Origin of the sequence: Brevundimonas sp. (assembly GCF_013912005.1) — a bacterium.
In the GTDB taxonomy this organism is placed as follows: Bacteria; Pseudomonadota; Alphaproteobacteria; order Caulobacterales; family Caulobacteraceae; genus Brevundimonas.
Genome location: NZ_JACESB010000007.1, coordinates 1 through 21,700, shown reverse-complemented (window position 1 = coordinate 21,700; position 21,700 = coordinate 1). Strand labels below are relative to the sequence as shown.

27 protein-coding genes, 1 tRNA gene and 1 pseudogene are annotated in these 21,700 nt (G+C 71.6%); 18 read left to right on the top strand and 11 right to left on the bottom strand.

Annotation, left to right across the window (positions count from 1 at the left end):
• Nucleotides 1-3: 3 nt before the first annotated feature.
• Nucleotides 4-315 (bottom strand): YerC/YecD family TrpR-related protein, encoded by a 312-nt coding sequence (locus H2038_RS06905; RefSeq protein ID WP_292110820.1) that lies wholly within the window; start codon nt 313-315, stop codon nt 4-6.
• A 164-nt stretch (nt 316-479) separates the two neighbouring features.
• Here H2038_RS06905 and H2038_RS06900 point away from each other — a divergent pair, with 164 nt between their 5' ends.
• Together H2038_RS06900 and H2038_RS06895 are read left to right on the top strand one after the other, a co-directional pair.
• Complete coding sequence (locus H2038_RS06900; RefSeq protein WP_292110818.1) at nt 480-944, top strand: peptidase S1; 465 nt, start codon at nt 480-482, stop codon at nt 942-944.
• 98 nt (nt 945-1,042) lie between these two features.
• Nucleotides 1,043-1,684, top strand: a complete 642-nt coding sequence (locus H2038_RS06895) for a hypothetical protein (protein ID WP_292110816.1) — start codon at nt 1,043-1,045, stop codon at nt 1,682-1,684.
• Here H2038_RS06895 and H2038_RS06890 read toward each other — a convergent pair.
• The 5 genes from H2038_RS06890 to H2038_RS06870 form a co-directional block, all read right to left on the bottom strand.
• A complete protein-coding gene (locus H2038_RS06890) occupies nt 1,681-2,337 on the bottom strand; it encodes a hypothetical protein (protein WP_292110812.1) in 657 nt (218 codons plus the stop codon). The genes H2038_RS06895 and H2038_RS06890 overlap by 4 nt on opposite strands.
• A gap of 92 nt (nt 2,338-2,429) precedes the next feature.
• A complete protein-coding gene (locus H2038_RS06885) occupies nt 2,430-3,053 on the bottom strand; it encodes a DUF1190 domain-containing protein (RefSeq protein ID WP_292110810.1) in 624 nt (207 codons plus the stop codon).
• Between the two features lie 5 nt (nt 3,054-3,058).
• Nucleotides 3,059-3,469 (bottom strand): DUF350 domain-containing protein, encoded by a 411-nt coding sequence (locus H2038_RS06880; protein WP_292110808.1) that lies wholly within the window; start codon nt 3,467-3,469, stop codon nt 3,059-3,061.
• Between the two features lie 24 nt (nt 3,470-3,493).
• Nucleotides 3,494-4,141, bottom strand: coding sequence for a YjfK family protein (locus H2038_RS06875; protein ID WP_292110806.1), 648 nt, complete (start codon nt 4,139-4,141; stop codon nt 3,494-3,496).
• Nucleotides 4,142-4,150: 9 nt separating this feature from the next.
• Nucleotides 4,151-5,194 carry a potassium channel family protein gene (locus H2038_RS06870; RefSeq protein WP_292110804.1) on the bottom strand — a complete coding sequence of 348 codons (1,044 nt, stop codon included), beginning with the start codon at nt 5,192-5,194 and terminating at the stop codon, nt 4,151-4,153.
• Between the two features lie 331 nt (nt 5,195-5,525).
• Between H2038_RS06870 and H2038_RS06865 the strand changes: the two genes are divergently transcribed.
• Genes H2038_RS06865 through H2038_RS06855 form a run of 3 tightly spaced genes read left to right on the top strand, consistent with a single transcriptional unit; the run spans nt 5,526 to nt 7,901 of the window.
• Nucleotides 5,526-5,972, top strand: coding sequence for a DUF2170 family protein (locus H2038_RS06865; protein WP_292110801.1), 447 nt, complete (start codon nt 5,526-5,528; stop codon nt 5,970-5,972).
• A gap of 17 nt (nt 5,973-5,989) precedes the next feature.
• Nucleotides 5,990-6,733 (top strand): PspA/IM30 family protein, encoded by a 744-nt coding sequence (locus H2038_RS06860; RefSeq protein ID WP_292110800.1) that lies wholly within the window; start codon nt 5,990-5,992, stop codon nt 6,731-6,733.
• 4 nt (nt 6,734-6,737) lie between these two features.
• Complete coding sequence (locus H2038_RS06855) at nt 6,738-7,901, top strand: glutathionylspermidine synthase family protein (protein ID WP_292110797.1); 1,164 nt, start codon at nt 6,738-6,740, stop codon at nt 7,899-7,901.
• Between the two features lie 20 nt (nt 7,902-7,921).
• On the opposite strand, the gene H2038_RS06850 is transcribed toward H2038_RS06855, so the two are convergent.
• Both H2038_RS06850 and H2038_RS06845 read right to left on the bottom strand, forming a co-directional pair.
• Nucleotides 7,922-8,713, bottom strand: a complete 792-nt coding sequence (locus H2038_RS06850) for an SDR family oxidoreductase (RefSeq protein ID WP_292110795.1) — start codon at nt 8,711-8,713, stop codon at nt 7,922-7,924.
• Nucleotides 8,710-9,036: a nuclear transport factor 2 family protein gene (locus H2038_RS06845; protein ID WP_292110792.1), complete on the bottom strand. Its 327-nt coding sequence runs from the start codon at nt 9,034-9,036 to the stop codon at nt 8,710-8,712. The genes H2038_RS06850 and H2038_RS06845 overlap by 4 nt, the downstream gene beginning before the upstream one ends.
• 55 nt (nt 9,037-9,091) lie before the next feature.
• On the opposite strand from H2038_RS06845, the gene H2038_RS06840 reads away from it, so the two are divergent.
• On the top strand, nt 9,092-9,550 hold the full coding sequence (locus tag H2038_RS06840; protein WP_292110790.1) for a winged helix-turn-helix transcriptional regulator: 459 nt from the start codon (nt 9,092-9,094) through the stop codon (nt 9,548-9,550).
• A gap of 83 nt (nt 9,551-9,633) precedes the next feature.
• On the opposite strand, the gene H2038_RS06835 is transcribed toward H2038_RS06840, so the two are convergent.
• Nucleotides 9,634-9,720 (bottom strand) — tRNA-Ser (locus H2038_RS06835).
• A 271-nt stretch (nt 9,721-9,991) separates the two neighbouring features.
• Between H2038_RS06835 and H2038_RS06830 the strand changes: the two genes are divergently transcribed.
• From H2038_RS06830 to H2038_RS06810, 5 genes are read left to right on the top strand one after another with little or no spacing between them, the layout of a single operon-like run.
• Nucleotides 9,992-10,771: a septal ring lytic transglycosylase RlpA family protein gene (locus H2038_RS06830; protein WP_292110788.1), complete on the top strand. Its 780-nt coding sequence runs from the start codon at nt 9,992-9,994 to the stop codon at nt 10,769-10,771.
• A 38-nt stretch (nt 10,772-10,809) separates the two neighbouring features.
• Nucleotides 10,810-11,436: a dTMP kinase gene (gene tmk / locus H2038_RS06825; RefSeq protein ID WP_292110786.1), complete on the top strand. Its 627-nt coding sequence runs from the start codon at nt 10,810-10,812 to the stop codon at nt 11,434-11,436.
• Nucleotides 11,433-12,413, top strand: a complete 981-nt coding sequence (locus H2038_RS06820; RefSeq protein WP_292110783.1) for a DNA polymerase III subunit delta' — start codon at nt 11,433-11,435, stop codon at nt 12,411-12,413. Before tmk ends, H2038_RS06820 begins: the two co-directional genes overlap by 4 nt.
• The gene (locus H2038_RS06815) at nt 12,410-13,198 is read left to right on the top strand and encodes a TatD family hydrolase (RefSeq protein WP_292110780.1); all 789 of its coding nucleotides are present in this window, start codon (nt 12,410-12,412) and stop codon (nt 13,196-13,198) included. The genes H2038_RS06820 and H2038_RS06815 overlap by 4 nt, the downstream gene beginning before the upstream one ends.
• The gene (locus tag H2038_RS06810; RefSeq protein ID WP_292110778.1) at nt 13,195-14,010 is read left to right on the top strand and encodes an MBL fold metallo-hydrolase; all 816 of its coding nucleotides are present in this window, start codon (nt 13,195-13,197) and stop codon (nt 14,008-14,010) included. The genes H2038_RS06815 and H2038_RS06810 overlap by 4 nt, the downstream gene beginning before the upstream one ends.
• On the opposite strand, the gene H2038_RS06805 is transcribed toward H2038_RS06810, so the two are convergent.
• Both H2038_RS06805 and hemB read right to left on the bottom strand, forming a co-directional pair.
• On the bottom strand, nt 13,997-15,058 hold the full coding sequence (locus H2038_RS06805; protein ID WP_292110775.1) for an AI-2E family transporter: 1,062 nt from the start codon (nt 15,056-15,058) through the stop codon (nt 13,997-13,999). The two genes, H2038_RS06810 and H2038_RS06805, sit on opposite strands and share 14 nt — an antisense overlap.
• A gap of 53 nt (nt 15,059-15,111) precedes the next feature.
• Nucleotides 15,112-16,119, bottom strand: a complete 1,008-nt coding sequence (gene hemB, locus H2038_RS06800) for a porphobilinogen synthase (protein ID WP_292111141.1) — start codon at nt 16,117-16,119, stop codon at nt 15,112-15,114.
• 212 nt (nt 16,120-16,331) lie between these two features.
• Here hemB and H2038_RS06795 point away from each other — a divergent pair, with 212 nt between their 5' ends.
• From H2038_RS06795 to H2038_RS06765, 7 genes and pseudogenes are all read left to right on the top strand, one after another.
• Nucleotides 16,332-17,471: an isobutyryl-CoA dehydrogenase gene (locus H2038_RS06795; protein WP_292110772.1), complete on the top strand. Its 1,140-nt coding sequence runs from the start codon at nt 16,332-16,334 to the stop codon at nt 17,469-17,471.
• An 8-nt stretch (nt 17,472-17,479) separates the two neighbouring features.
• Nucleotides 17,480-18,532, top strand: a complete 1,053-nt coding sequence (locus H2038_RS06790) for an enoyl-CoA hydratase/isomerase family protein (RefSeq protein ID WP_292111139.1) — start codon at nt 17,480-17,482, stop codon at nt 18,530-18,532.
• A gap of 62 nt (nt 18,533-18,594) precedes the next feature.
• Nucleotides 18,595-19,380, top strand: coding sequence for a hypothetical protein (locus H2038_RS06785; protein WP_292110770.1), 786 nt, complete (start codon nt 18,595-18,597; stop codon nt 19,378-19,380).
• A gap of 12 nt (nt 19,381-19,392) precedes the next feature.
• Nucleotides 19,393-19,950 (top strand): hypothetical protein, encoded by a 558-nt coding sequence (locus tag H2038_RS06780; protein WP_292110765.1) that lies wholly within the window; start codon nt 19,393-19,395, stop codon nt 19,948-19,950.
• Nucleotides 19,947-20,183, top strand: a complete 237-nt coding sequence (locus tag H2038_RS06775; RefSeq protein WP_292110762.1) for a hypothetical protein — start codon at nt 19,947-19,949, stop codon at nt 20,181-20,183. The genes H2038_RS06780 and H2038_RS06775 overlap by 4 nt, the downstream gene beginning before the upstream one ends.
• A 66-nt stretch (nt 20,184-20,249) precedes the next feature.
• A pseudogene (gene mmsB / locus H2038_RS06770) lies at nt 20,250-21,158 on the top strand (3-hydroxyisobutyrate dehydrogenase); the annotation flags it as partial.
• Nucleotides 21,159-21,283: 125 nt separating this feature from the next.
• On the top strand, nt 21,284-21,700 hold a 417-nt coding region (locus H2038_RS06765; RefSeq protein ID WP_292110756.1), incomplete at its 3' end, for an aminotransferase class I/II-fold pyridoxal phosphate-dependent enzyme.

Sequence of the window (21,700 nt, the reverse complement as noted above, 5' to 3'; positions counted from 1 at the left end):
AACTCAGGCTTTCAGACGGTCCAGCACCAGGCGGTAGCCCTGGTGCGGCATTTCCTTGAGGAACCGGGCGACCCGGACGACGGTGGTGGGGCTGGCGTGCGCCTCGGCGGCGATCTCGCGGTAGGAGCGGCCGCCGCGGTCGAGCAGGCGCGCCACATGCCAGCGCTCCGCGAAGGCCCGCAGCTCCGCCGGCGTGCACAGATCGGTCAGGAAGGCGTCGACCTCTTCGCGGGTCTTCAGCGTCAGCAGGGCGTCGTAGAGATCGATCCGGCTGCGCGCCGCAGTCGCCGCGCCGGCGGGGAGGGTGTCGGTCATGGCGTTCCACTATGCTGTAACAGTGAAACATGCAAGCGCCTTTTGCACCTGCGGCGGAATTCGGCATGCGCAGCGACGCCAGCCGCGTGCGCGTCTTGACGCCCGGCTCCGCGGAAGCCAGACGTAGCGCTGTTCGGCCGCTGAGGGCCGAGGGGGAATCCAACATGAAGTCCATCGTCTGCGGCCTCGTTCTGGCCGCTGCCCTGTCGCCCGCCGTCGCCCACGCGCAGAACGCCGGCCTGACCGCCAACTTCGGCGAGATCCGCCTGAACGCCGGCTTCACGCCGGATCCGTACCGGGTGTCCATCACCGCCGGCGGTTCGATCGACGCCTATGACGACACCGACCTGCCGGGCGCCTGCGTGGGCAACATCAGCGCCGCGCCGGACTTCGAGGTGACCTACAGCGCCGGCAGCCTGCCGCTGGTGTTCCGCACCCGCTCCTCGACCGACACCACCCTGATCATCAACGGCCCCGACGGCCGCTGGTACTGCGACGACGACAGCTGGGGCGACGGCGACGCCGAAGTCCGCTTCAACCGGCCGCAGAGCGGGACCTACGACATCTGGGTCGGCACCTTCGGCGGCGGCACCGCTTCGGCCACCCTGCTGATCACCGAAACGCCCTGACGGCGCGGCGGCGGGACGGACCACGCGCCGTCCCGCCCCTTCGCCAGGCTCCTCAACAGGGGTGCGAGAATCGGCGACGCTGACGCTATCGTCCGCCGATGGTTCCGCTCGCCGCCCTGCTGATGCGCCGGCTTCGGTCGTCGCGCCCCGCTGCGCCGGCGGGCGCCGACGAGGTCAGGCTTCTGGCCGACCCCGAGGCCGAAACCCTGGCCCGGTCCGCGGCCGTACTGGCCGCCATCAACCAGTCGGCCGCCGCCCTCCGCCTTGTCCGGAGCGGCGCTTCCGCAGCGGACCCGACCTCGCCGCAGGCGCTCACCCGGCTGGCCCTGCTGCGCTACGGCGTCGTCCAGTTCGTCGATGCGCTCGAGGCGGCCGAGGGCGGCGCGCCAGATCCCCACGCGGTGATCGCCGGCGTCGCCGGCGGCGAGGCCTTCCACCGCCACCTCCGCGCCTTCCGCGAGCAGCTGGACGGCTGCCATCCCCGGACGGTCGGCGAAACAGAGGCCGTGGCCCTGCTCCGGCGGGTGCAGGGACAGCCGGTGCTGGTCGCCGTCGCCACCCGCACCCGGCGGCCCGACCGGTTGACCCGCGCCGAGCTGGCGCAGATGTCAGCCTTCGTCGATCAGGTCCGCGCGGCCTGGGCAGGGGAGGTCGAGGCGCTGCGGGCGCGCCTCGCCGAACGGACCCGCGACCTCCCGCCGCAGGCCCTCGAGAGCCTGCCGGAGGCTCCCGCTCCCTAGGAGCCGTCGCCTGCGGCCAGTTCGAGTTCCGCAAACTGCAGGCGGGCGGCGCGGGCCGCGGCGCCGAAGCTGGCCGCGCAGTTCAAACCGCTCCGGGGGCCGGCCGCGATCCGCAGCCGCGCCTCGTAGGCCGCCAGGCTGTCCGGCGGGGCCTCCGCCAGCGTGCGGATCGCCGCGAGACCGAGCTGCCTCTCGGCCATGCTGCGCTGGCAGGCGTCCCGCGCCTGTTCCAGCAGCATCCGGACGCCCGGACGATCGACATCGGGCAGGGGAGTCGCGCCCACCTCGACGATGGCCGCGCCGCAGAGGTCGCGGGCCGTCTCCAGATCCTCCGCCCGCGGCGGTTCTCCGGAGGCCCGCCAACGCAGTTCGCTCGCCGACGCCGCCCGGTCGCACGCCGCCATGGCCGCCTTCACGCCGGACCACGCCCCGTCGAACCCGGCCTGGGTGAGGCGCCGCGCCGCCGGCGCAGGCTCCGCCTCGGGGCGGGCCGCCGGCGGTCGGCGAGCCGCCGACCACCAGGCCCGGGCGGCGGCCGGCGCCGAGGACAGCGTCGCCTCCGGCACGGCCGACCCGGGCAGGGCGAGGCCGAGCGCGACTGCGCTGCACCAGACGAGCGGGCGAAGCCGGCGGCGATGTCTGCGAGCGGCCATCCCTTTCCCCCTGACGGCGTGGGGGCGGCATAGCACGGATCGGCGGAGCGCGCGCGGGCGGTCAGGGGCGGGAAGAAGCCCCTTTCGCGCCGTCAGCCGCCGTAGCCTCGTCCGCCGCCTCCGAATCCGCCGCGGGACACCACCGCGGTGCGGCTCTGCACCCGGGTCGGCGCCTGGCGGGCCACCGGCGTGTGCTCACGCGCGTTGGTGACGGTCCGGCCGGTCCGGTAGTCGCGGGACAGGTAGCCGCCGCCGTAGCCGTTGGAGTACTGGCCCTCGCGGTCGCGGTACAGCGGTCCGCCGCCGCGGTAGCCGCCGTTCATCATCTGGCCGATGATGAAGCCGGTGGCGAGCGGGCCGAAGAAGGAGCCGCCGCCGGTGTTCAGCGGCCGGCACTGCTCCGGCCCCCACTGGCCCTCGCACTCGGCCCGGGTGGCGTAGCGCGGCGCGGTTTGCTCGGCCTCGGCCTGGGCCGCGGCGTAGGCGGTCTCGCACTCCGCATCGGGGACGACGTCGGCGGTCTTGCAGTCGTCGATCGAGGTGTAGGCCAGGGCCGGCTCCGCCGGCTCGGGCGCGGGAACCGATTGCGGCGACCCGCAGGCCGACAGCGAAAAGCCGACCGTGGCCATCAGGCTGGTGACCTGCAGCGACCGCGATCGCTTGAGCCGGCGAAGGGTGGTGGTCTCGGGCAGGGCGGCGGGAGTGTCCTGGGTCATGCCGCTCACGCCGTCATGCAGGCGGCGTTGAGCAGGCCCACGCCGATGGAGATGGAGGCGATATAGACGCCGGCCGCCAGCTCGCCCGCCTCGATCCGCGAGGCCAGCGCCCGGTAGACCAGCCGGCTGACGACGATGAAGGAGACGATCTGGATGACGCCGGCCAGCAGCGCCCAGGCCGCGAACTCGGGCAGGCTGACGGTGTGCGACAGGGCCGAGGCCAGCGGCAGGACGTAGCCGATCAGGGCGCCGCCGAGGGCCACGGCGGCGGCCGTGTTGCCTTCCCGGATCAGGGTGCGCTCATGGTAGGGCGTGACCATCTGATAGATGAATTTGAAGGCGACGAAGAACAGCACCGCCGCCACGAAGGCGATGATGAAGGCCGTCGCCCCGGTCTGAAACGCGAACCAGTCCATGTGCAGCTTCCCCTCGGTGTGCGCCTAGGCGCGGAACTCGGCCATCTCCAGCGGAATGCCGATCATGATTTCGTGCGTGGTCTCGCCCCCGTCCGGCTGCATCTCGAGGGCCAGCATCAACTCGCGTCCGCCGGCGAGGTCGCGCGCGTACAACATGCACGTCTGGAATATGCGCGCATAGGGCGTTGTCGCCGCCCGGTCGTCATAGATCGTTTCCCACAGGGTCACCGGCGGCTGGCGTGCGTCGCTCTCGGCGAACCAAAGGCGGGGGAAGTCGGGCAGGTCCTCGGCGGCGCCGTGGAAGACCGGCTCGGACAGCCGGTCCGCCCACAGCCGGCGCTCGCGCTCGCCTGGCGGATAGGCGGACGACCACGGGGTGAACAGGGTGAAGTCATAGGCGGCCCGACCCTCGGGATCGTCGCTCATGGCCTGAAGCATCACGTGGTCGTCGGTGTAGAAGCGATGCACGAACTGGCCGCCGTCGAGGGTGATCACGCCCTGGGCCGTGATCTCCAGGGCGTCGCGGTCGAGGGTGAAGCGGGTCTCGTCGCCCAGCCGGCGCCAGGCCAGCGGATCCAGCGAGACGGTGCGGCCGACGGTGATGTTGCGCACCTCCGCCAGACCCGGGGCGGGGGCGGGCTTATCGCCGGAGCCGAACAGGCGTTTGAACATGCCGCGAGCCTACCCCGCCAGCGCGGCGGCATCGAGTCGGGACGCCGCGACGTAGAACAGGCGGTCGCCGCGGCCGACCGGGCGGTCCATGGCCGGATTGAACCTCGGCGCCGTCTCCCGCGCCGGCTGGATCGCCAGCAGGGTCGCGCCGCGCTCGCGCAGGTCGCGGGCGAGATCGCCGAAGTCCCGCGGGGGGCGGTCGGGCCAGGTCAGGCTGAACAGGGTCGCGTGATCGTCCAGGTGGCTGGTCAGGGTGCTGATGACCTGGCTGGCGCCCGGATCCTTGCAGGCCCGGGCGACGAGCTCCGGCCCCGCCGACAGGATGACCTCGACCTCCGGACAGTGCTGGTCGATCAGCCGGGCGTGGTCCTGGTCCTCGAAATAGCAGACCAGGTGCGCGTCGGGCGGCGCGAGGGCGGCGGCGGCCAGGGTGGCGGCCAGGGTGTCGGCGTCGGAATCGGTGAAGATCAGCACGCGGCTGGCCTCGGGCACGCCCGCCCGGGTCAGGGCCGCGGTGGAGGTCAGGGTCTCGGACTGCACATAGCGGATGCGCGGATCCGGATCCGCGATCGTCTGCCGGGTGAGCAGCACCAGCGTCTGGTCCCGGGCGAGGTCGGCGCACAGTTCGTCCACCATCTTGGCGGTGCGGGCGGGGTGGTAGCCGATCAGGACGATCGAGGCGGTCATGCTGGAATAGTCTCCCTTGCCGGAGCGGCGCACGCGCCAGACCTCGCCGATGGCGGCCAGGACCTTGGCGACGATGGTGGTGAAGGCGGCGATGGCCCCGGGGAAGACCCACAAGGCCGTGATCAGCCGCCCCGCGTCAGTCTGCGGGCTGAGGTCGCCATAGCCCACGGTGTAGGCGGTGGTGGCGTACCAGTAGAAGAAGGTGGCCGGCGGCGTCAGGCCCGCCTCGCCGGCCAGCCCCATCAGGCCCCAGGTCAGAAGGGCGTGGACAAGGATCAGGGCGAACAGCAGGGTCCAGTGCAGGTCCGCCATGGCGTGGAACGCCCGGTCGAACAGGCGCGCGAGCTTCATTCGCGGCAGCAGCATGTCGTCTCGCAAGGACCCGGGCCAGCCCCGGGGCGGCGACCAGACATCGCAGACACCTAGCCGATGTCAACCGTTCCTGTTACGCGTTACATGAAACATGCGTAACCCCGCCTCAAATCCCTTGCCGTCGGCGAACGATCGTATACGTGCTTGGCGGCAAGCCCGGCGCGACGCCGGCATGATCAAGGTGGAATTCTGGATCCCCCACTCGACGCGGGACGATGTGAGGGCGGCGGTCCACGCCATCGTCACCGAGTCCACCCGCGGTCCCGTCCCTGCCCGGCGGGGGCGCCGCAACCCCCTGAACGATCCTTCTGGAGTGAGACATCCCATGGACGCCGTGATCGAAACCGCCTGGACCGTGCCCGCCATCAAGGCCGCGCTTGAGGCGTCGGAACTCGTCCGCGAGGGCGAAATGACCCTGCGCGTGCTCGAGGGGGCCGACCCTGTCCTGCTGGCGACCATGCACGAATACGGCGACCTGCCGATCTATCTGAGCGTCGGCGGCTCCCAGATCGTGGCCTCGGTCCTGCTCTGGCCCGTGGCGGAGCAGAAGGACGCAGCGCGCTTCAACGAGTTCCTGCTGAAGGCCCAGCGGGTGGTGCCGCTGTCGAACTTCGCCATCACCACCGTCTCCGGCGAGGACGTCTATGAACTGATGGGCGAGCTGTCGTGCAAGACGACGCTGCAGACCATATTGATCGAGCTGCGCACCCTGGCGGAGAACGCCATCGACGCCAGCAGCCTGCGTGAAACCTTCGGCGCCGAAGCCGCCTGATCCGACGGAGACGAACCATGTCCATGCTCGCAAAGCTCTCGGCCTTGTTTCGCGGCACGGCCCACGAGGCCGGTCAGGCGGTGGTCGACGCCAATGCGCTGAAGATCCTCGACCAGGAGATCCGCGACGCCGACAACGCCCAGGGCAAGGCGCGCGACGACCTCGCCGGCCTGGTGGCCCGCCGGCGCATGGCCGAGAACGAGATCAAGAGCTTCGGCGACCAGATCGCCAAGTACGAGAGCTCCGCCCGCACCGCCCTGGCCCAGGGCAAGACCGACCTGGCCCGGGAGGTGGCGCAGCGGATCGCCGAGCTGGAGACCGAGATCGGCACGCGGGGTCCCCTGATCGAGAGCATGAAGGAGGCCGAGGCCCGCCTGCGCACCGCCATCGCCGCCACCGACCAGAAGATCGAGACGCTGCGGCGCGAGATCGACATCGTGAAGGTCAATGACTCGGTGCAGAAGGCCCAGACCTCCGTGGCCCTGCAGTCGGCCGGCGCGCATTCGCGCATCGGCTCGGCCGCCGACAGCCTGCAGCGCATCAAGCAGCGCCAGGCGGTTCAGGAGGAGCGGCTGCGCGCCGGCCAGGAGCTTGAGGACAAGCGCACCGGGGCCGATCTGGACGCCAAGCTGAAGGAAGCCGGCATCCTGCCGGGCCACGCCTCGGCCGACGACGTGCTGGCGCGTCTGACGGCGCAGGAGGTCCGGGTGGTGACGCCGCAGATCGGGACCTCGGTCCCGGCCTCGAAGGACCCGGCCTAGACGCATGGAAAGGTTGAAGCTCGACCCCCGGCCCGACTGGCAGGCGCGCGCGGAGGCCGTGGGCTTCACCTGGCACCACGACTCCGGCGAACGCTACTGGGACGAAAGCGCCGCCTACGCCTTCACGCTCGAGGAGATCGAGGACGGGCTGGAGGCGCCGACGGCCGAGCTGCACCAGATGTGCCTGGACCTCGTCGCCGATGCGGTGAAGTCCGAGCGGCTGATGGCCCTGCTGGAGATCCCCGAGGCGTCGCGCGACTATGTCGCCGAAAGCTGGAGCCGGGGCGACCCGTCCCTCTACGGCCGGTTCGACTTCGCCTACGACGGGCGCGGCCCGGCGAAGTTGTACGAGTACAACGCCGACACCCCCACCAGCATCTTCGAGACGGCGGTGTTCCAGTGGCTGTGGCTGGAAGACCGGATGGCCGACGGGACGCTGCCGGCCGATGCGGACCAGTTCAACAGCCTGCACGAAAAGCTGGTCGACCGCTTCCGCGCCATCTTCCCGGACGGCGGCTTCGTGCATTTCAGCTCCGACGCCGATTTCGTCGAGGATCGCCAGACGGTGCGGTTCCTCGAGGATCTGGCCCGCCAGGCCGGGCTGGACCCGAAGTTCGTCGCCATCGACCAGATCGGCCTGAACGCCGACGGCCGGTTCGTCGACGACGAGAACTGGCTGATCCAGGCCATGTTCAAGCTCTATCCTTGGGAGCAGATGCTGCGCGACGACTACGCCGAGCCGCTGCCGAACGCCCAGGTCACTGTTATGGAGCCGGCCTGGAAGGCGCTGCTGTCGAACAAGGGCGTCCTGCCCCTGCTCTGGGAGCGGCACGCGGGCCACCCCAACCTGCTGGAGTCCTGGTTCGAGAGCGACCCCGGGCATGCCGCCCTGGGCGCCGACTATGTGCGCAAGCCGCTGTTCTCCCGCGAGGGGGCGAACATCTCGATCCGCGAGGGCGACGCCACGGAAGAGGGCGAGGACGCGGGCTACGGCGGCGGCAGCCACATCCGTCAGGCGGTCCACGCCCCGCCGCGGTTTGACGGCCAGCACGTCATCGTGGGCTCCTGGGTCGTGGGCGACGAGCCCGCGGGCATCGCCTTGAGGGAGGACGCCGGCCGGATCACCCGCAACACCTCGCGCTTCGTGCCCCACTTCATTCGCAGCTGACGACCGTGTCCCGCCGGGACCTAGACGGTCGGTATCGTGCCTCCGTCGATGACGAAGTCGCCTCCGTGGACGGCGGCGGCCCGGTCCGAGGCCAGAAAGGCGATCAGTTCGGCGACCTCGTCCGGCTCGGCCGGCCGACCCAGGGGGATCCCGCCCAGACCCGCCAGCACGGTCTGCCGCGCCTCCTCGATCGTGCCGCCGGCGCCTTCGGCGATCCGCTCGAGCAGCCGGCCTGAAGCCTCGGTCATGATCCAGCCGGGCGACACCACATTGACCCGCACGCCGCGGGGACCGACCTCCTTGGACAGCGCCTTGCTGTAGGTGCTCAGGGCCGCCTTGGCCGCGGCGTAGGCGGTGGTGGACTCCGGCAGCGGCAGCCGCCCCTGGATCGACGAGACGTGCACCACGGCGCCCGAGCCGCGTTCGAGCATCTGCGGAAGCAGCAGCCGGTCGAGGCGAACGGCCGGCATCAGGTTGATGTCCAGCTCCGCGCGCCAGTGATCGTCGGTCAGGGCCGCGAAACCGCCGGCCGGCGAGGACGAGCCGCCGACCACATGCACCAGCACGTCGACGCCGCCCAGCCGATCCAGCGCCGCCGCCGCCAGCGTCTCGCAGCCCTCCGGGGTGGTGAGATCGGCCTGGACGAAGGCCGCGCCGCCGGGGCTGTCCGGCGCCGCGCGCGCCGCGGTGATGACGCGGGCCCCGCCGGCCAGGAAGCGCTCGACCGTGGCGCGGCCGGCCCCCTTGGTCCCCGCGGTGACCAGAACGCGGCGGCCTTCGAACTCGGCGGGATCGGGACGGGCCATGGTCATCCGATCTCCAGCGCGCGGATGGCGTCGCCGGCCAGGGTGAAGCGGAAGGTGAAGCGCAGCGGGCTGCCCTTGAAGTCGCCGGCGGTCAGGCCGTCGACGATCACCTGGCCGTCTTCCTCGCGGCAGGCGTCGGGGGTGAAGACGGCGCGGGCGGCGAGGCTTGCGTCCTGGATCCAGGTCCGCAGTTCGGCGTGGCCCCGGTGTTCTCCGCCGTCGTCCCGCACCACTGCGTCGGGGGCGAAGGGCTGCAGCATCCCGTCCGGATCGAGCCGGGCGTTGGCCGCGACATAGTCGGCGATGGGCTTGGGCAGGACGGGCGTCATCTGCGTCTCCGGTTCGGCGGTTGCGTCCGGTCGAAGCTGGAACTAGGCTGCAGGTATGGCAAGTACAGACGAAAAAGTAAGGTACTCACCTGACAGTGAGCGCGTCGGCTACACGCCGCAGACTGCGGCCTCGAGCGCGCAGAACGTCATCAGGATTCTTGAGGGGCGGTGGAAGCTGGTCATCCTGTTCCAGCTGTTCGGCTCGAACGTGCGGCGGTTCTCGGAGCTCGAACGGGCCATTCCCGGCGTTTCGCAGAAGATGCTGATCCAGCAGCTGCGTCAGCTCGAACTCGACGGGGTGGTGGCCCGGATCGTCCACCCGCAGGTTCCGCCCAAGGTCGAGTACCGCCTGACGGAATGGGGGCAGGCGCTCTGTCCCGTTCTCGACAGGCTGCTCACCTGGGCGGAGGCGGCCCCCGCCGAGGTTCGGGACAGGCTGATCGAAGGCGCCGGCCCCGCCGGCCAGGACCCCACATCCGCCGACCGGCCGGGGGGGAGGGCGCTCGGGGCCTGAGGGTCGATGAGGCGGTCGCGGCCATCCGCCGGCGCCGCCTCGACCGTTGTCCGACGGCGGATGCGGAGAATGTCGGAGACCGGCGGAAGCGGTGGGATTCGAACCCACGGACGGCTTGCACCGTCGCTGGTTTTCAAGACCAGTGCCTTAAACCACTCGGCCACACTTCCTCACCCGGTCTCGCCTGTCGCCCGGACAGGCCTGCGGGGTGGTTCAGGCCCCGCACCGGCCGCAATGTTGTCAGGCGAACCGGCTGCAACAGGCTCCTATTGGCCGGGGCCGTCGTCTTCAAGGGCGAAACCCCTGCAGCCCTCACGGCCGCGGCCCTGAACCAGGCGGCCAGCCTGCCGCGCCGCGCGGACCGGCCGCATAGCGCAAGAGCGGTCCGTTAACCAAAGCGGAAATCCTGCCGGGCATGCTTTCCGCAAACGGAGCGGGAGCATGATCGCCAGACTCGTCAGGATGTTGTTCGCCGCCGGCCTTCTGTCGCTGGTCGCCGCCTGCGCGGGCGGCCCCGCGGGCGTGGCCGGTCGCGGCGGAGCGCCGGTGGTGACGGATCCCGCCCCGATCGTCTCCGGGACCATGCGCCCCTACCAGATCCGCGGCCGCTGGTACCGGCCGGCCGAGCAGCCGGGCTACGACGAGACCGGCCTGGCCTCCTGGTACGGCGACGCCCACCACGGCCGGCCGACCGCCACCGGCGAGCCGTTCGACATGAACGCCCTGACCGCCGCCCACAAGACCCTCCCGCTGCCGGGGCTGGTGGAGGTGACCAACCTCGCCAACGGCCGCCAGGTGGTGGTGCGGGTCAACGACCGCGGCCCCTTCGTCGACGGCCGGATCATCGACCTGTCGCGGGGCGCCGCCGACGCCCTCGGCCTGCGCCAGGCCGGGGTGGGGGAGGTGCGCGTTCGCTATCTCGGGCGGGCGCCGCGGCTGGGCGCGCCGGTGCAGTACGCCCGGGCGGCGCCGGCGCAGGTCCCGACGGCCGCGCCCGCGGGTTACTGGGTCCAGGCCGGGGCCTTCTCCGATCGTCGGGCGGCGAGGCAGGTGGCGGATCGGCTCGGGGACCGCGCCACGGTCGACGCGGCGGATCGCGGCGGCGCGACCCCGTACCGGGTGCTGGTGGGTCCGTGGCCCGATCCCAACGCCGCCGAAACCGCGCGCCAGGCGGTGGTCGCGCGGGGCTACGCCGACGCCCTGTTGATATCGCGGCCCTAGACCTTGCCTCGACGCCCGGCGTCGCCATTGTGCGCCGGGTGAGCCAGGGCAGATTCATCACCTTCGAAGGCGGCGAGGGGGCCGGCAAGTCGACCCAGGTCGCCACCCTGGTCGAGCGGCTGCGGCTGCGCGACATCGAGGTGGTCAAGACCCGCGAGCCCGGCGGGTCGCCGGGCGCCGAGGAGATCCGCGCCATCGCCCTGAATGGCGACGCCGGGCGCTGGTCGCCGATGACCGAGACCCTGCTCATGTTCGCTGCGCGCTCTGACCATATCGAGCGCACCATCCGCCCGGCGCTGGAGGCGGGCCGCTGGGTGGTCTGCGACCGCTTCGCCGACTCCAGCCGGGCCTACCAGGGCGCGGGCGGCGGCGTCCCCGCGGACTTCATCGAGAGCCTCGACGCGGCGGTGGTGGGCGCGACCCAGCCGGATCTGACCCTGATCTTCGACCTGCCGGTAGAGGAGGGACTCCGGCGCGCCTTCGGCAGGGGCCTGTTCGAGACCCGTTTCGAATCCAAGGGGCTCGCCTTTCACGAAAGGCTGCGGCGGCGATTTCTTGAAATCGCACAGGAAAACGCCGATCGTTGCGTGATCATCGACGCGGTCGGCGACGAGGCGACGGTGGCCGCCCGGGTGTGGGCCGCGGTCGAGGACCGGCTGCTGTGAGCGACCATCCCCGCGACCGTTTCGATCTCGTCCCGGACGCCGCCGCCGAGGCGGCCTTCCTCGACGCGCAGCGCAAGGGCCGGCTGCATCACGCCTGGCTGCTGTGCGGGGTCGAGGGCGCGGGCAAGGCCACCTTCGCCTACCGCGCCGCCCGGCGCCTGCTCGGGGCCGCGCCCGACCCGTCGCGCGGCCTGCTCGGGACCGACCCCGCCGATCCGGTGGCCCGTCTCGTCTCGGCCCAGTCCCACCCCGACCTGCTGGTGCTGGAGCGGGCGGTCGAAGGCGGCAAGACAAAGAAGGCGATCTCGGTCGACCAGGCGCGCGAGCTGCCGGAGTTCTTCTCCAAGAGCCCGTCCCGGGCCCCGGCCCGGGTCGCGATCATCGACGCCGCCGACGACCTGAATCTCAACGCCGCCAACGCCTTGCTCAAGGTTCTTGAGGAACCGCCGGAGAGGGGTGTGCTGTTCCTCGTCACCCATGCGCCGGGGCGGCTGCTGCCCACCATCCGTTCCCGCTGTCGCCGGCTGGCCCTTCCGGTCTGGCCGGTCCACGCGCTCGAGGAGCTGGTCCGCAACCGCACCGGCGTCCCGCCGGCCGAGGCCGCGCGCATCGCCGCCATGGCCGCCGGTTCGCCGGGGCAGGCCCTCGCCCTCGCCTCGGGGGCGACCCTGGAGGCCGACCAGCTTGCGCAGCAGTGGGTCGCCGCCGCCGACATCGACCGGGCCGAGGCGCTCGCCGTCGCCGACCGCTTCCGCGGCGCCGAGGGCCAGGCCCGCTTCGAGACCCTGATGGACCGGCTGATCGCGGCGGTGAAGGTGCGCGCGCTGGAGGAGGGGGCCGCCGGCGCCCGCTGGGCCGAGCTGTGGAGCCGGTTGTCGGAGCTGCCGGACCGCGCCGCCGCCATCAACCTGGACCGCGGCGACGTGCTCGCCGGCGCCCTCGCCGACCTCCAGCGCACCAAGGCTGCCCGCGGATGATCATCGACAGCCACGTCAACCTGCACGCGCCCCAGTTCGACGAGGATCGCGACGCGGTGATCGCCCGGGCGCGGCAGGCGGGCGTCGGCCTGATGGTCGAGATCTCGGACCGGCTGGCGACCTTCGAGGCGACCCACGGCCTGGCCATGGCCCACGCGGACATCTGGTGCACCGTCGGGGTGCATCCGCACGAGGCGCGCCACTACGCCGACCTCGACGATGACCGCCTGGTCGAACTCGCCGCCCGGCCGAAGGTCGTCGGGATCGGCGAGTGCGGCCTCGACTTCCACTACGACCTCAGCCCGCGCGAGGTGCAGGCGCAGGTGTTCCGCCAGCACGTCGAGGCCGCCCGCCGCACCGGCCTGCCGCTGGTCGTCCACACCCGCGAGGCGGACGCGGTCATGGCCGACATCCTCGCCGAGGAACAGGCCCGCGGCGGCTTCCGCTTCCTGATGCACTGCTACACCTCCGGTCCGGAACTGGCTGAAAGGGCGGCGGAACTCGGCGCGTGGTTCTCCGTTTCCGGCATCGCCACCTTCAAGGCCGCCGAAGAGGTGCGCGAGGTGATCCGCGCCATGCCCGCCGACCGCATCATCGTCGAGACCGACTGCCCCTACCTCGCCCCGGTCCCGCACCGCGGACGAAGGAACGAGCCGGCCTTCGTCGGCCATGTGCTCGACAAGCTGGCGGAGATCCGCGGCTGGACCCGGGAGGAGGCCGAGGCGCGCACCACCGACGCCTTTTTCCGCCTGTTCGACTGCATTCCCCGACCGGCCGACGCATGAGCGGGCCGGCGGGCGATCTGGAGGTGGTGATCCTCGGCAGCGGCTCGTCCGGCGGCGTGCCGCGCGGCGACGGCGACTGGGGCGCGTGCGATCCCGCCGAGCCGAGGAACCGCCGCCTGCGCTGCTCGCTGCTGATGCGTCGCCACGGCCCCGACGGCGTCACCACCGTGCTGGTCGACACCTCTCCCGACCTGCGGCAGCAGATGCTGGACGCCCGGGTCGAGGCGGTCGACGCCGTCCTCTACACCCACGACCACGCCGACCAGACCCACGGCATCGACGACCTGCGCGTCTTCGCCCTGCGCGCGCGGCGGCGCATTCCGGCGTGGATGGACGGGGCCACCCGCGCCGCCCTGACCGGCCGCTTCGGCTACATCTTCGAGAGCGTGAACGGCTATCCGGCCATCCTGGAGGCGCGGCGCCTGCCCCCGCACGGCGAGCCATGGGCGGTCGACGGCCCCGGCGGCTCCGTGCCGGTCGTCACCTTCGACCAGGGGCATGGCCCGATCCGCTCGGTCGGCTACCGACTGGCCGGCGTCGCCTATTCGCCCGACGTGTCCGATCTCGACGAGGCGGCGCTCGAGGCGGTGCGGGGCTGCGACCTGTGGATCGTCGACGCCCTGCGCTATGCGCCGCATCCGACCCATGCCCACCTCGACCGCGCCTTGGACTGGATCGCCCGCGCCGGCGTCCGTCGCGCCGTGCTGACGAACCTCCATCTCGACATGGATTACAATGAGTTGTCAGCCATTGTTCCGGCGAATGTTGAGGTCGGCTTCGACGGCTGGACCACCCGGCTCAGCCTGGCGTGACCTCGCCGGGCACGGCGATGTCCTCGTCCAGGGTCCGGCGCAGGTAGAGCAGGCGGACGTTGACGAACAGCACCACCATCAGCGGCGTCGCCACGAACACGCCGAGGAAGCCGAACAGCGTGCCGAAGCCGAGGATGCCGAACAGGGTGAGCACCGGCGGCAGCTTCACCGCCCGCTTCTGGATGAAGGGGTAGATCAGATTGCCCTCGACCTGCTGCACCACGACGTAGACGAGCAGGGTCCAGGCCATCAGCTCCCAGCCGCCCTGGGCGGCGACGAGCAGGGCCGGGATGGCCCCGGCGATGGAGCCGACGATCGGCACGAAGGCGAGCAGACCCGCGATCAGGCCCAGCGCCAGCGGCGAGGGCAGGCCGATCAGGGCCAGACCGACGCCGGTCATCACCCCGACCACCGCCATGTCCGTGAGCTGGCCGACGAGCCAGGCCTTCAGCGCGCGTCCCGTGGTGTCGGCCGCCTCGCGCAGGCTGGCGCGGCGTTCGGGCGGAAACAGGACCACCAGGCCGTCGCGGTAGACCCGGGGGCTGACCGCCAGGAAGACCCCGGCGATGATCACCAGCACCAGGCTGGTGGCCACGCTGACGGTGGACATGGCGTAGCCCCCGACCCGGCCGACGACGCCGCTCGCCCCGCCCATGAGCCCGGAGCCGTCGATGCGGGTGATCTGCTCGCTGAACGGCAGGCCGGAGACCATCGTGCGCAGCTCGGCCGCCGACGTCGGGATGTGCGTCACCAGCTGCCGCGTCTGCTCCGCCAGCACCGCCCCGAACAGCCACAGGGCCCCGGCGATCACCGCCACCACCGTCAGCCCGGCGAGGGCGACGGCGACCCCGGCCGGCAGAGGGGTGCGCGCCGCGATCGGGTCGGCGATGCTGCGCAACAGCACCGCGACGATCACGGCCGAGAACACCAGCAGGAGCACGGCGCTCAGTTGCCAGACGAGGAAGAGGGCGGCGGCGAGTGCGAAGACGAACAGCGTCCGCCGGGCGAATCCCGCCTCCACGCCGGCGTCTCGGGAGGAAGTGGCCATCCCCCTAAACCGCGCAGCTCGCCTCCGGGTTTCAGCCGGGCGTGCGGCGCAGGTCAGCCCCGCTGCATCAGCCGCGCCGCCTGCGGGGCGAAATAGCTCAGCACCCCGGCGCTGCCGGCCCGCTTGAAGGCGTGCAGGCTCTCGAGGACGGCCCGCTCCTCGTCCAGCCAGCCGTTGGCCATGGCCGCCCGCATCATCGCGTACTCGCCCGACACCTGGTAGGCGAAGGTCGGGACGCGGAAGGTTTCCGACACCCGCCGCACGATATCCAGATACAGCATGCCCGGCTTGACCATCACCGCGTCGGCGCCCTCGGCGATGTCCATGGCCACCTCGCGCAGGGCCTCATCGGTATTGGCGTAGTCCATCTGGTAGGTCTTCTTGTCCCCGCTCAGCGCCTTCGCCGAACCGACGGCGTCGCGGTAGGGGCCGTAGAAGGCCGAGGCGTACTTGGCGGCGTAGGACAGGATCAGCACGTCCTGCAGGCCGTTGGCCTCCAGCGCCTCGCGGATCGCCTGCACCCGACCGTCCATCATGTCCGAGGGCGCGACCACGTCGGCGCCCGCGTGGGCGTGGATGAAGGCCTGCTCGGCCAGCCGCTCGAGGGTGGCGTCGTTGACGATCCGCCCGTCCTCCAGCACCCCGTCGTGGCCGTGGTCGGTGTAGCAGTCCAGCGCCACGTCGGTCATGACCCCGATCTCCGGCGCCGCGTCCTTGATCGCCTTGATGCAGTCCGGGATCAGGCCGTCCGGATCCGTGGCGCCCGTGCCGACCCCGTCCTTGATCGCCGCGTCGACGTTGGGGAACAGCGCCACCATCGGGATGCCGAGGTCGCGGGCTTCGACGGCCGCCGCCGCCGCCGCCTTCGGCGACAGCCGGAACACGCCGGGCATGGACGCCACCGGCACGCGGTCCTCCGCGCCATCGTGGACGATCAGCGGCCAGACCAGGTCGGCCGGGGTCAGCGTCGTCTCCGCCACCAGCCGGCGCACCCAGGGGCTGGCCCGCAGGCGGCGCGGACGGGCGTAGGGGAAGGCGGCGGGGGCGAAGGGCTGGGTCATGGCACGGCTCATACCGCCCTTCTCGAACGGGGAGAAGGCGACTGCCGACTGCGTTGAGCGGGTGAAGAGTGCTAGTGAGCGGAGGAGTGAGCCGCCGTCCGCCCCACGCACGGTCCGGCTCACCTCTTGCTCACTGCCACTATTCACCGGGGGGCCTCCCGATGCGTCCTTGTAGGCGTTAGAACGCCCGGCCAGACTCAAGGACTCGCCCCATGGACTTCGCCCTCACCGACGACCAGCGCGCCATCCAGGACGCCGCCCGCGCCTTCGCCGAGGCCGAGCTGGCGCCGCATTCGGCGGAGTGGGACGAGCGCAAGCATTTCCCGGTCGAGGTCATGCGCCACGCCGCCGAAATGGGCTTCTGCGGCATCTACACGGGCGAGCAGCACGGCGGCATGGCCTTGGGCCGGGTCGAGGCGGCGGTGATCTTCGAGGAGCTGTCGCGGGGCGACGTCTCCACCGCCGCCTTCATCTCGATCCACAACATGGCGACGTGGATGATCGACAGCTTCGGCTCCGACGACCTGCGCGCCCGCTATGTCCCGTCGCTGGTGTCGATGGAGAAGATCGCCTCCTACTGTCTGACCGAGCCCGGCTCCGGCTCCGACGCGGCCGCCCTGCGCACCTCGGCGCGGCTGGACGGCGACCACTGGGTGCTGAACGGCTCCAAGGCCTTCATCTCCGGCGCCGGAACGTCCGACGTCTACGTCGTCATGGCCCGCACCGGCGCCGACGGCCCGAAGGGCGTCTCGACCTTCGTGGTCGACAAGGACGCCCCGGGTCTGTCCTTCGGCGCGCAGGAGAAGAAGATGGGCTGGAACAGCCAGCCCACCGCCATCGTCAGCTTCGACGACTGCCGCATCCCGGCGGAGAACCTGCTGGGCAAGGAGGGCGACGGCTTCCGCTACGCCATGATGGGGCTGGACGGCGGCCGGCTGAACATCGCCGCCTGCTCCCTGGGCGGCGCCCGCCTCGCGCTGGAGACGGCGCAAGAGTACGTCGCCACCCGCAAGCAGTTCGGCCGCCCGATCGCCGACTTCCAGAACACCCAGTTCAAGCTGGCCGACATGGCCACCCAGCTGGAGGCGGCGCGGCTGATGGTGCTGCGCGGCGCCTGGGCCATCGACACCGGCCATCCGGAGAAGACCAAGTGGTGCGCCATGGCCAAGCGGCTGGCCACCGACGCCTGCTTCCAGATCGCCGACGAGGCCCTGCAGCTGCACGGCGGCTACGGCTATCTGAAGGACTATCCGCTGGAGCGCATCGTCCGCGACCTGCGGGTGCATCGGATCCTCGAGGGCACCAACGAGATCATGCGCGTGATCACGGCGCGGGAGATGATGCGGCAGTGAGCGACGACATGACCCTCGAACCTGAAGTCCTCGCCCGCGTCGAATCCGGCGTCGGCCGTCTGACCCTGAACCGCCCGAAGGCCCTGCATGCGCTGAACCGCGCCATGTGCGGGGCGATGATCGAGGCCCTGCTGGCCTGGCGGACCGACGACGCGGTCAAATCCGTCCTGATCGACCACGCCGGCGAGCGCGGCTTCTGCGCCGGCGGCGACATCCGGATGATCGCCGAGAGCGGCAAGGGCGACGCCTCGGAGGCGAAGGCCTTCTTCGATACCGAGTACAGGCTCAACCACCTGCTGTTCGACTATCCCAAGCCGGTGACGGCGCTGGTCGACGGAATCGTCATGGGCGGCGGTGTCGGCATTTCCGAGCCGGCCGACGTGCGCATCGCCACCGAGCGGACCACCTACGCCATGCCGGAGACCGGGATCGGCCTGTTCCCCGACGTGGGCGGCGGCTGGTTCCTGCCGCGCCTGCCGGGCGAGGTCGGAACCTGGCTGGCCCTGACCGGGGCGCGGCTCAAGGCGGCGGACACCGTCTTCCTCGGCATCCACAGCCACTATCTGCCGACCGACGCCCTCGAGGCCTTCCGCGCCATCCTCGCCGCCGACCCGGCCCACCCGGTCGACGTCGCCGACGGGCTGGAGGCCGACCCCGGCGAGGCGCCGGTCGAGCCGCACCTGCCGGCCATCGACCGGCTGTTCGCCCACGACCGGGTGGAGGACATCCTCGTCGCCCTCGAGGCCGACGGCTCCGAATGGGCGCTGGCCCAGCTGGCGACGCTGAAGACCAAGTCGCCGCAATCGCTGAAGGTCACCCTGCGCCAGCTGCGCATCGGTCGGGGCCTCGACCGCTTCGCCGACAACATGGCCATGGAGTACCGCCTCGGCGGGCGGGTGGTGCGCACCCACGACTTCCAGGAGGGCGTGCGGGCGGTGATCGTCGACAAGGACAACGCTCCGCGCTGGTCGCCGGCGACGGTGGACGGCGTGTCCGACGCCGACGTCGAGGCCCTGTTCGCCCCGCTGCCGGCCGGGGAGGAATGGACGCCGCTGGCCTGAGGACTTGCATCCGGCGCGAAAGCGGGGGCGTATCTCCGGTCTCAGACCTCCGGGGGCCCGCCATGCGCCGTATCTCGACCTTCGTCCTGCCGCTCGCCGCCGCGGTCGCCCTCTCGGGGTGCGTGGTGATCGCCAGCGAGGGCGGCGAACGCACCGTCGTCCACCAGGCCGCGCCGCCCGCGCCCGACGCCTACGCCGCAGCCCTGGCCGGTCCCAACCGGCCCGAGGCGGACCGCGCCCGCGATTCCCTGCGCCGGTCCGCGGACATGCTGGCCTTCATGCGGCTCGGACCGGGCGACGTGATCGCCGACATCCGGCCGGAGGAGGGGTTCTTCTCCCACCTGTTCGCGCCGGTGGTCGGCCCGACCGGCCACGTCTACGCCTTCGTGCCCAACCAGACCTCGGCCCGCGAGAACGCCTACGCCGACAGCCTGGCGGCCACCTACGGCAACGTCAGCCGGGTCACGGGGGCGCTCGAGACGATGAGCTTCGACCGTCCGCTGGACGTCGTCTTCATGGGCGAGGAGTACCACGACTTCGTCATCCCCCGCTTCGGCGTCGACGTCCCGGCGATGAACGCCGCCGTCTTCCGCGCCCTGAAGCCGGGCGGCCTCTATGTCATCCTCGACCACGAGGCGGCGCCGGGGACCGGGATCTCCGTCGCCGGGACCCTGCATCGCATCGACTCGGCCGAGCTGCGCCGGCAGGTCGAGGCCGCCGGCTTCGTCTTCGACGGCGCGACCGAAGTGGTGCGCAACCCGGATGACGACCGCAGCCGCAGCGTCTTCGACGAGTCCATCCGCGGCCGCACCGACCGCTTCGTGTTCCGCTTCCGCAAGCCCGCCTAGGGAGGAGCCCGCATGAACCGCCTTCTCGCCGCCGCCGCCGCCGGCCTGACCCTCGCCGGCTCCGCGGCCGCCCAGACCCCGCCGCCGCTGACCGTCCCCGAGCCGGTGCAGACCCTGCCCGGCGGGACCGACTACGCCGCCGTCCTCGCCTCGCCGGTCCGCACCGACGAGGATCGCGCCCGCGACGCCGCCCGCATGACGGAGCAGACCCTGCGCTTCACCGGCGTCCAGCCCGGCTGGAAGGTCGGCGACATGATCATGGGCGGCGGCTACTTCACCCGCGCCTTCTCCGCCGCGGTCGGGCCGGGCGGGCAGGTCGTCGCCTGGCAGCCGGCCGAGTTCATCGCCTTTCAGGCCTCCTACGGCGAGGCCGCCGACGCCGCCGACCGCCTGGCCAATGTCGACGTGATCCGCTCGCCGATCGGCGCCCCGGAGGCCCTGCCGGGCTCGATCTCGTCTTCACCGCCCAGAACTACCACGACCTGCACCTCGAGCCGTTCGCGACGGACACGGCGGCGAAGGTCAACGCCGCCGTCTTCGAGGCCCTGCGGCCGGGCGGCTGGTACGTGATCATCGACCATCACGCCGTCGACGGTTCGGACCTGTCGGTCGCCGACACCCTGCACCGGATCGACCGCGCCACCGTGGTCCGCGAGGTGGAGGCGGCGGGATTGGAGCTCAGCTCCGAGGCGGCGGCCCTGTGGAACGACGACGACCCGCGCACCGCCAACGTCTTCGACGGGTCGATCCGCGGCCGCACCAGCCAGTTCATGATCGCCTTCCGCAAGCCGGAGCAGGAGTAGGCCGCGGCGGCGCTGGCGCATCGCCGCCGCCCGCGCTAACCCCTCCCGCAATCAGACGGGAGAGACGCCATGACCCAACGCATCGCCTTCATCGGCCTCGGCAACATGGGCGGCGGCATGGCCGCGAACCAGGCGAAGGCCGGCCGCGCGGTCATGGCCTTCGACCTGTCGCAGGCGGCGCTCGACCGCGCCGCCGCCGCCGGCTGCACCCCGGCCGCCTCCGTGGCCGAGGCGGTGAAGGACGCCGACGTCGTCATCACCATGCTCCCGGCCGGCCCGCACGTGCTGAAGGTCTACAGCGAGCAGATCATCGGGGCCGCGCCGACCTCGGCCCTGCTGCTCGACTGCTCGACCATCGACGTCGACACCGCCCGCAAGGTGGCGGCGCTGGCGAAGGACGCCGGCTACGCCTTCGCCGACGCCCCGGTCTCCGGCGGGACCATGGCGGCCGACGCCGGGACCCTGGCCTTCATGGTCGGCTGCGACGAGCCCGACTTCGCCCGCATCGAGGCGGCGCTGGAGCCGATGAGCCGCGCCGCGTTCCGCGCCGGCGACCACGGGGCGGGGCAGGCGGCCAAGATCTGCAACAACATGATCCTCGGCGTCACCATGCTGGGCACCTGCGAGGCGATCGGCCTGGCCGAGAAGCTGGGTCTCGATCCGGTGAAGATGTTCGACATCGTCGCCAAGTCGTCGGGCCAGAGCTGGAGCGTGACCACCTACTACCCGTGGCCCGGTCCGGTGCCGACGGCGCCCTCGAACCGCAACTACGAGGGCGGCTTCGCGGCGGCGATGATGCTCAAGGACCTGAAGCTGGCCCAGGACGCGGCGGCGAAGGCCGGCGCCTCGACCCCTCTGGGGGCCCAGACCGAGGCCCTGTTCCAGATGTTCAACGGCCTCGGCTACGGCGACCGCGACTTCTCGGCCATCCTGCAGATGCTGCGCGGCCGGCTGGACGAGCTGCCGCGGGGCTGACCGGAGAAAATATTGCGAACCGTTATCAATTAAGGCCTTGCGGCGATTTGTCGGGCCGTTCGCGTGGACAAATCGGCCTGATCGGCGCATCAGGCGGGAGATTTTCACCGCGCAGAGCCGACGCGTTGTACGACTACCGGGCCGCATTCGAGACCGCCGTTGAGCAGGTGAGGGGGGAGGGGCGCTATCGCGTCTTCGCCGACCTGAAGCGCGTGCGCGGGCAGTTCCCGAAGGCGATCCGCCGGCGGGCGGACGGTTCGGAGCAGGAGGTGGTGGTCTGGTGCTCCAACGACTACCTGGGCATGGGCCAGCATCCGGCGGTGCTGGAGGCGATGAAGGCCGAGGTCGACGCGGTCGGGGCCGGGGCCGGGGGCACGCGCAACATCTCGGGGACGACGCGGTCGGCGGTGGACCTGGAGGCGGAGCTGGCGGCGTGGCACCGCAAGGAGGCGGCGCTGCTGTTCACCTCGGGCTATGTGGCCAATGAGGCGACCCTGTCGACGCTGCAGCGCATCCTGCCGGGGCTGGTCATCTTTTCGGAC

Bases quoted from the DNA above. Each gene is read 5' to 3' on its own strand.
- H2038_RS06905 (WP_292110820.1), bottom strand. From the start codon at position 315: ATGACCGACACCCTCCCCGCCGGCGCGGCGACTGCGGCGCGCAGCCGG.
- H2038_RS06900 (WP_292110818.1), top strand. From the start codon at position 480: ATGAAGTCCATCGTCTGCGGCCTCGTTCTGGCCGCTGCCCTGTCGCCC.
- H2038_RS06895 (WP_292110816.1), top strand. From the start codon at position 1,043: ATGGTTCCGCTCGCCGCCCTGCTGATGCGCCGGCTTCGGTCGTCGCGC.
- H2038_RS06890 (WP_292110812.1), bottom strand. From the start codon at position 2,337: ATGGCCGCTCGCAGACATCGCCGCCGGCTTCGCCCGCTCGTCTGGTGC.
- H2038_RS06885 (WP_292110810.1), bottom strand. From the start codon at position 3,053: ATGACCCAGGACACTCCCGCCGCCCTGCCCGAGACCACCACCCTTCGC.
- H2038_RS06880 (WP_292110808.1), bottom strand. From the start codon at position 3,469: ATGGACTGGTTCGCGTTTCAGACCGGGGCGACGGCCTTCATCATCGCC.
- H2038_RS06875 (WP_292110806.1), bottom strand. From the start codon at position 4,141: ATGTTCAAACGCCTGTTCGGCTCCGGCGATAAGCCCGCCCCCGCCCCG.
- H2038_RS06870 (WP_292110804.1), bottom strand. From the start codon at position 5,194: ATGCTGCTGCCGCGAATGAAGCTCGCGCGCCTGTTCGACCGGGCGTTC.
- H2038_RS06865 (WP_292110801.1), top strand. From the start codon at position 5,526: ATGGACGCCGTGATCGAAACCGCCTGGACCGTGCCCGCCATCAAGGCC.
- H2038_RS06860 (WP_292110800.1), top strand. From the start codon at position 5,990: ATGTCCATGCTCGCAAAGCTCTCGGCCTTGTTTCGCGGCACGGCCCAC.
- H2038_RS06855 (WP_292110797.1), top strand. From the start codon at position 6,738: ATGGAAAGGTTGAAGCTCGACCCCCGGCCCGACTGGCAGGCGCGCGCG.
- H2038_RS06850 (WP_292110795.1), bottom strand. From the start codon at position 8,713: ATGACCATGGCCCGTCCCGATCCCGCCGAGTTCGAAGGCCGCCGCGTT.
- H2038_RS06845 (WP_292110792.1), bottom strand. From the start codon at position 9,036: ATGACGCCCGTCCTGCCCAAGCCCATCGCCGACTATGTCGCGGCCAAC.
- H2038_RS06840 (WP_292110790.1), top strand. From the start codon at position 9,092: ATGGCAAGTACAGACGAAAAAGTAAGGTACTCACCTGACAGTGAGCGC.
- H2038_RS06830 (WP_292110788.1), top strand. From the start codon at position 9,992: ATGATCGCCAGACTCGTCAGGATGTTGTTCGCCGCCGGCCTTCTGTCG.
- H2038_RS06815 (WP_292110780.1), top strand. From the start codon at position 12,410: ATGATCATCGACAGCCACGTCAACCTGCACGCGCCCCAGTTCGACGAG.
- H2038_RS06810 (WP_292110778.1), top strand. From the start codon at position 13,195: ATGAGCGGGCCGGCGGGCGATCTGGAGGTGGTGATCCTCGGCAGCGGC.
- H2038_RS06805 (WP_292110775.1), bottom strand. From the start codon at position 15,058: ATGGCCACTTCCTCCCGAGACGCCGGCGTGGAGGCGGGATTCGCCCGG.
- hemB (WP_292111141.1), bottom strand. From the start codon at position 16,119: ATGACCCAGCCCTTCGCCCCCGCCGCCTTCCCCTACGCCCGTCCGCGC.
- H2038_RS06795 (WP_292110772.1), top strand. From the start codon at position 16,332: ATGGACTTCGCCCTCACCGACGACCAGCGCGCCATCCAGGACGCCGCC.
- H2038_RS06790 (WP_292111139.1), top strand. From the start codon at position 17,480: ATGACCCTCGAACCTGAAGTCCTCGCCCGCGTCGAATCCGGCGTCGGC.
- H2038_RS06785 (WP_292110770.1), top strand. From the start codon at position 18,595: ATGCGCCGTATCTCGACCTTCGTCCTGCCGCTCGCCGCCGCGGTCGCC.
- H2038_RS06780 (WP_292110765.1), top strand. From the start codon at position 19,393: ATGAACCGCCTTCTCGCCGCCGCCGCCGCCGGCCTGACCCTCGCCGGC.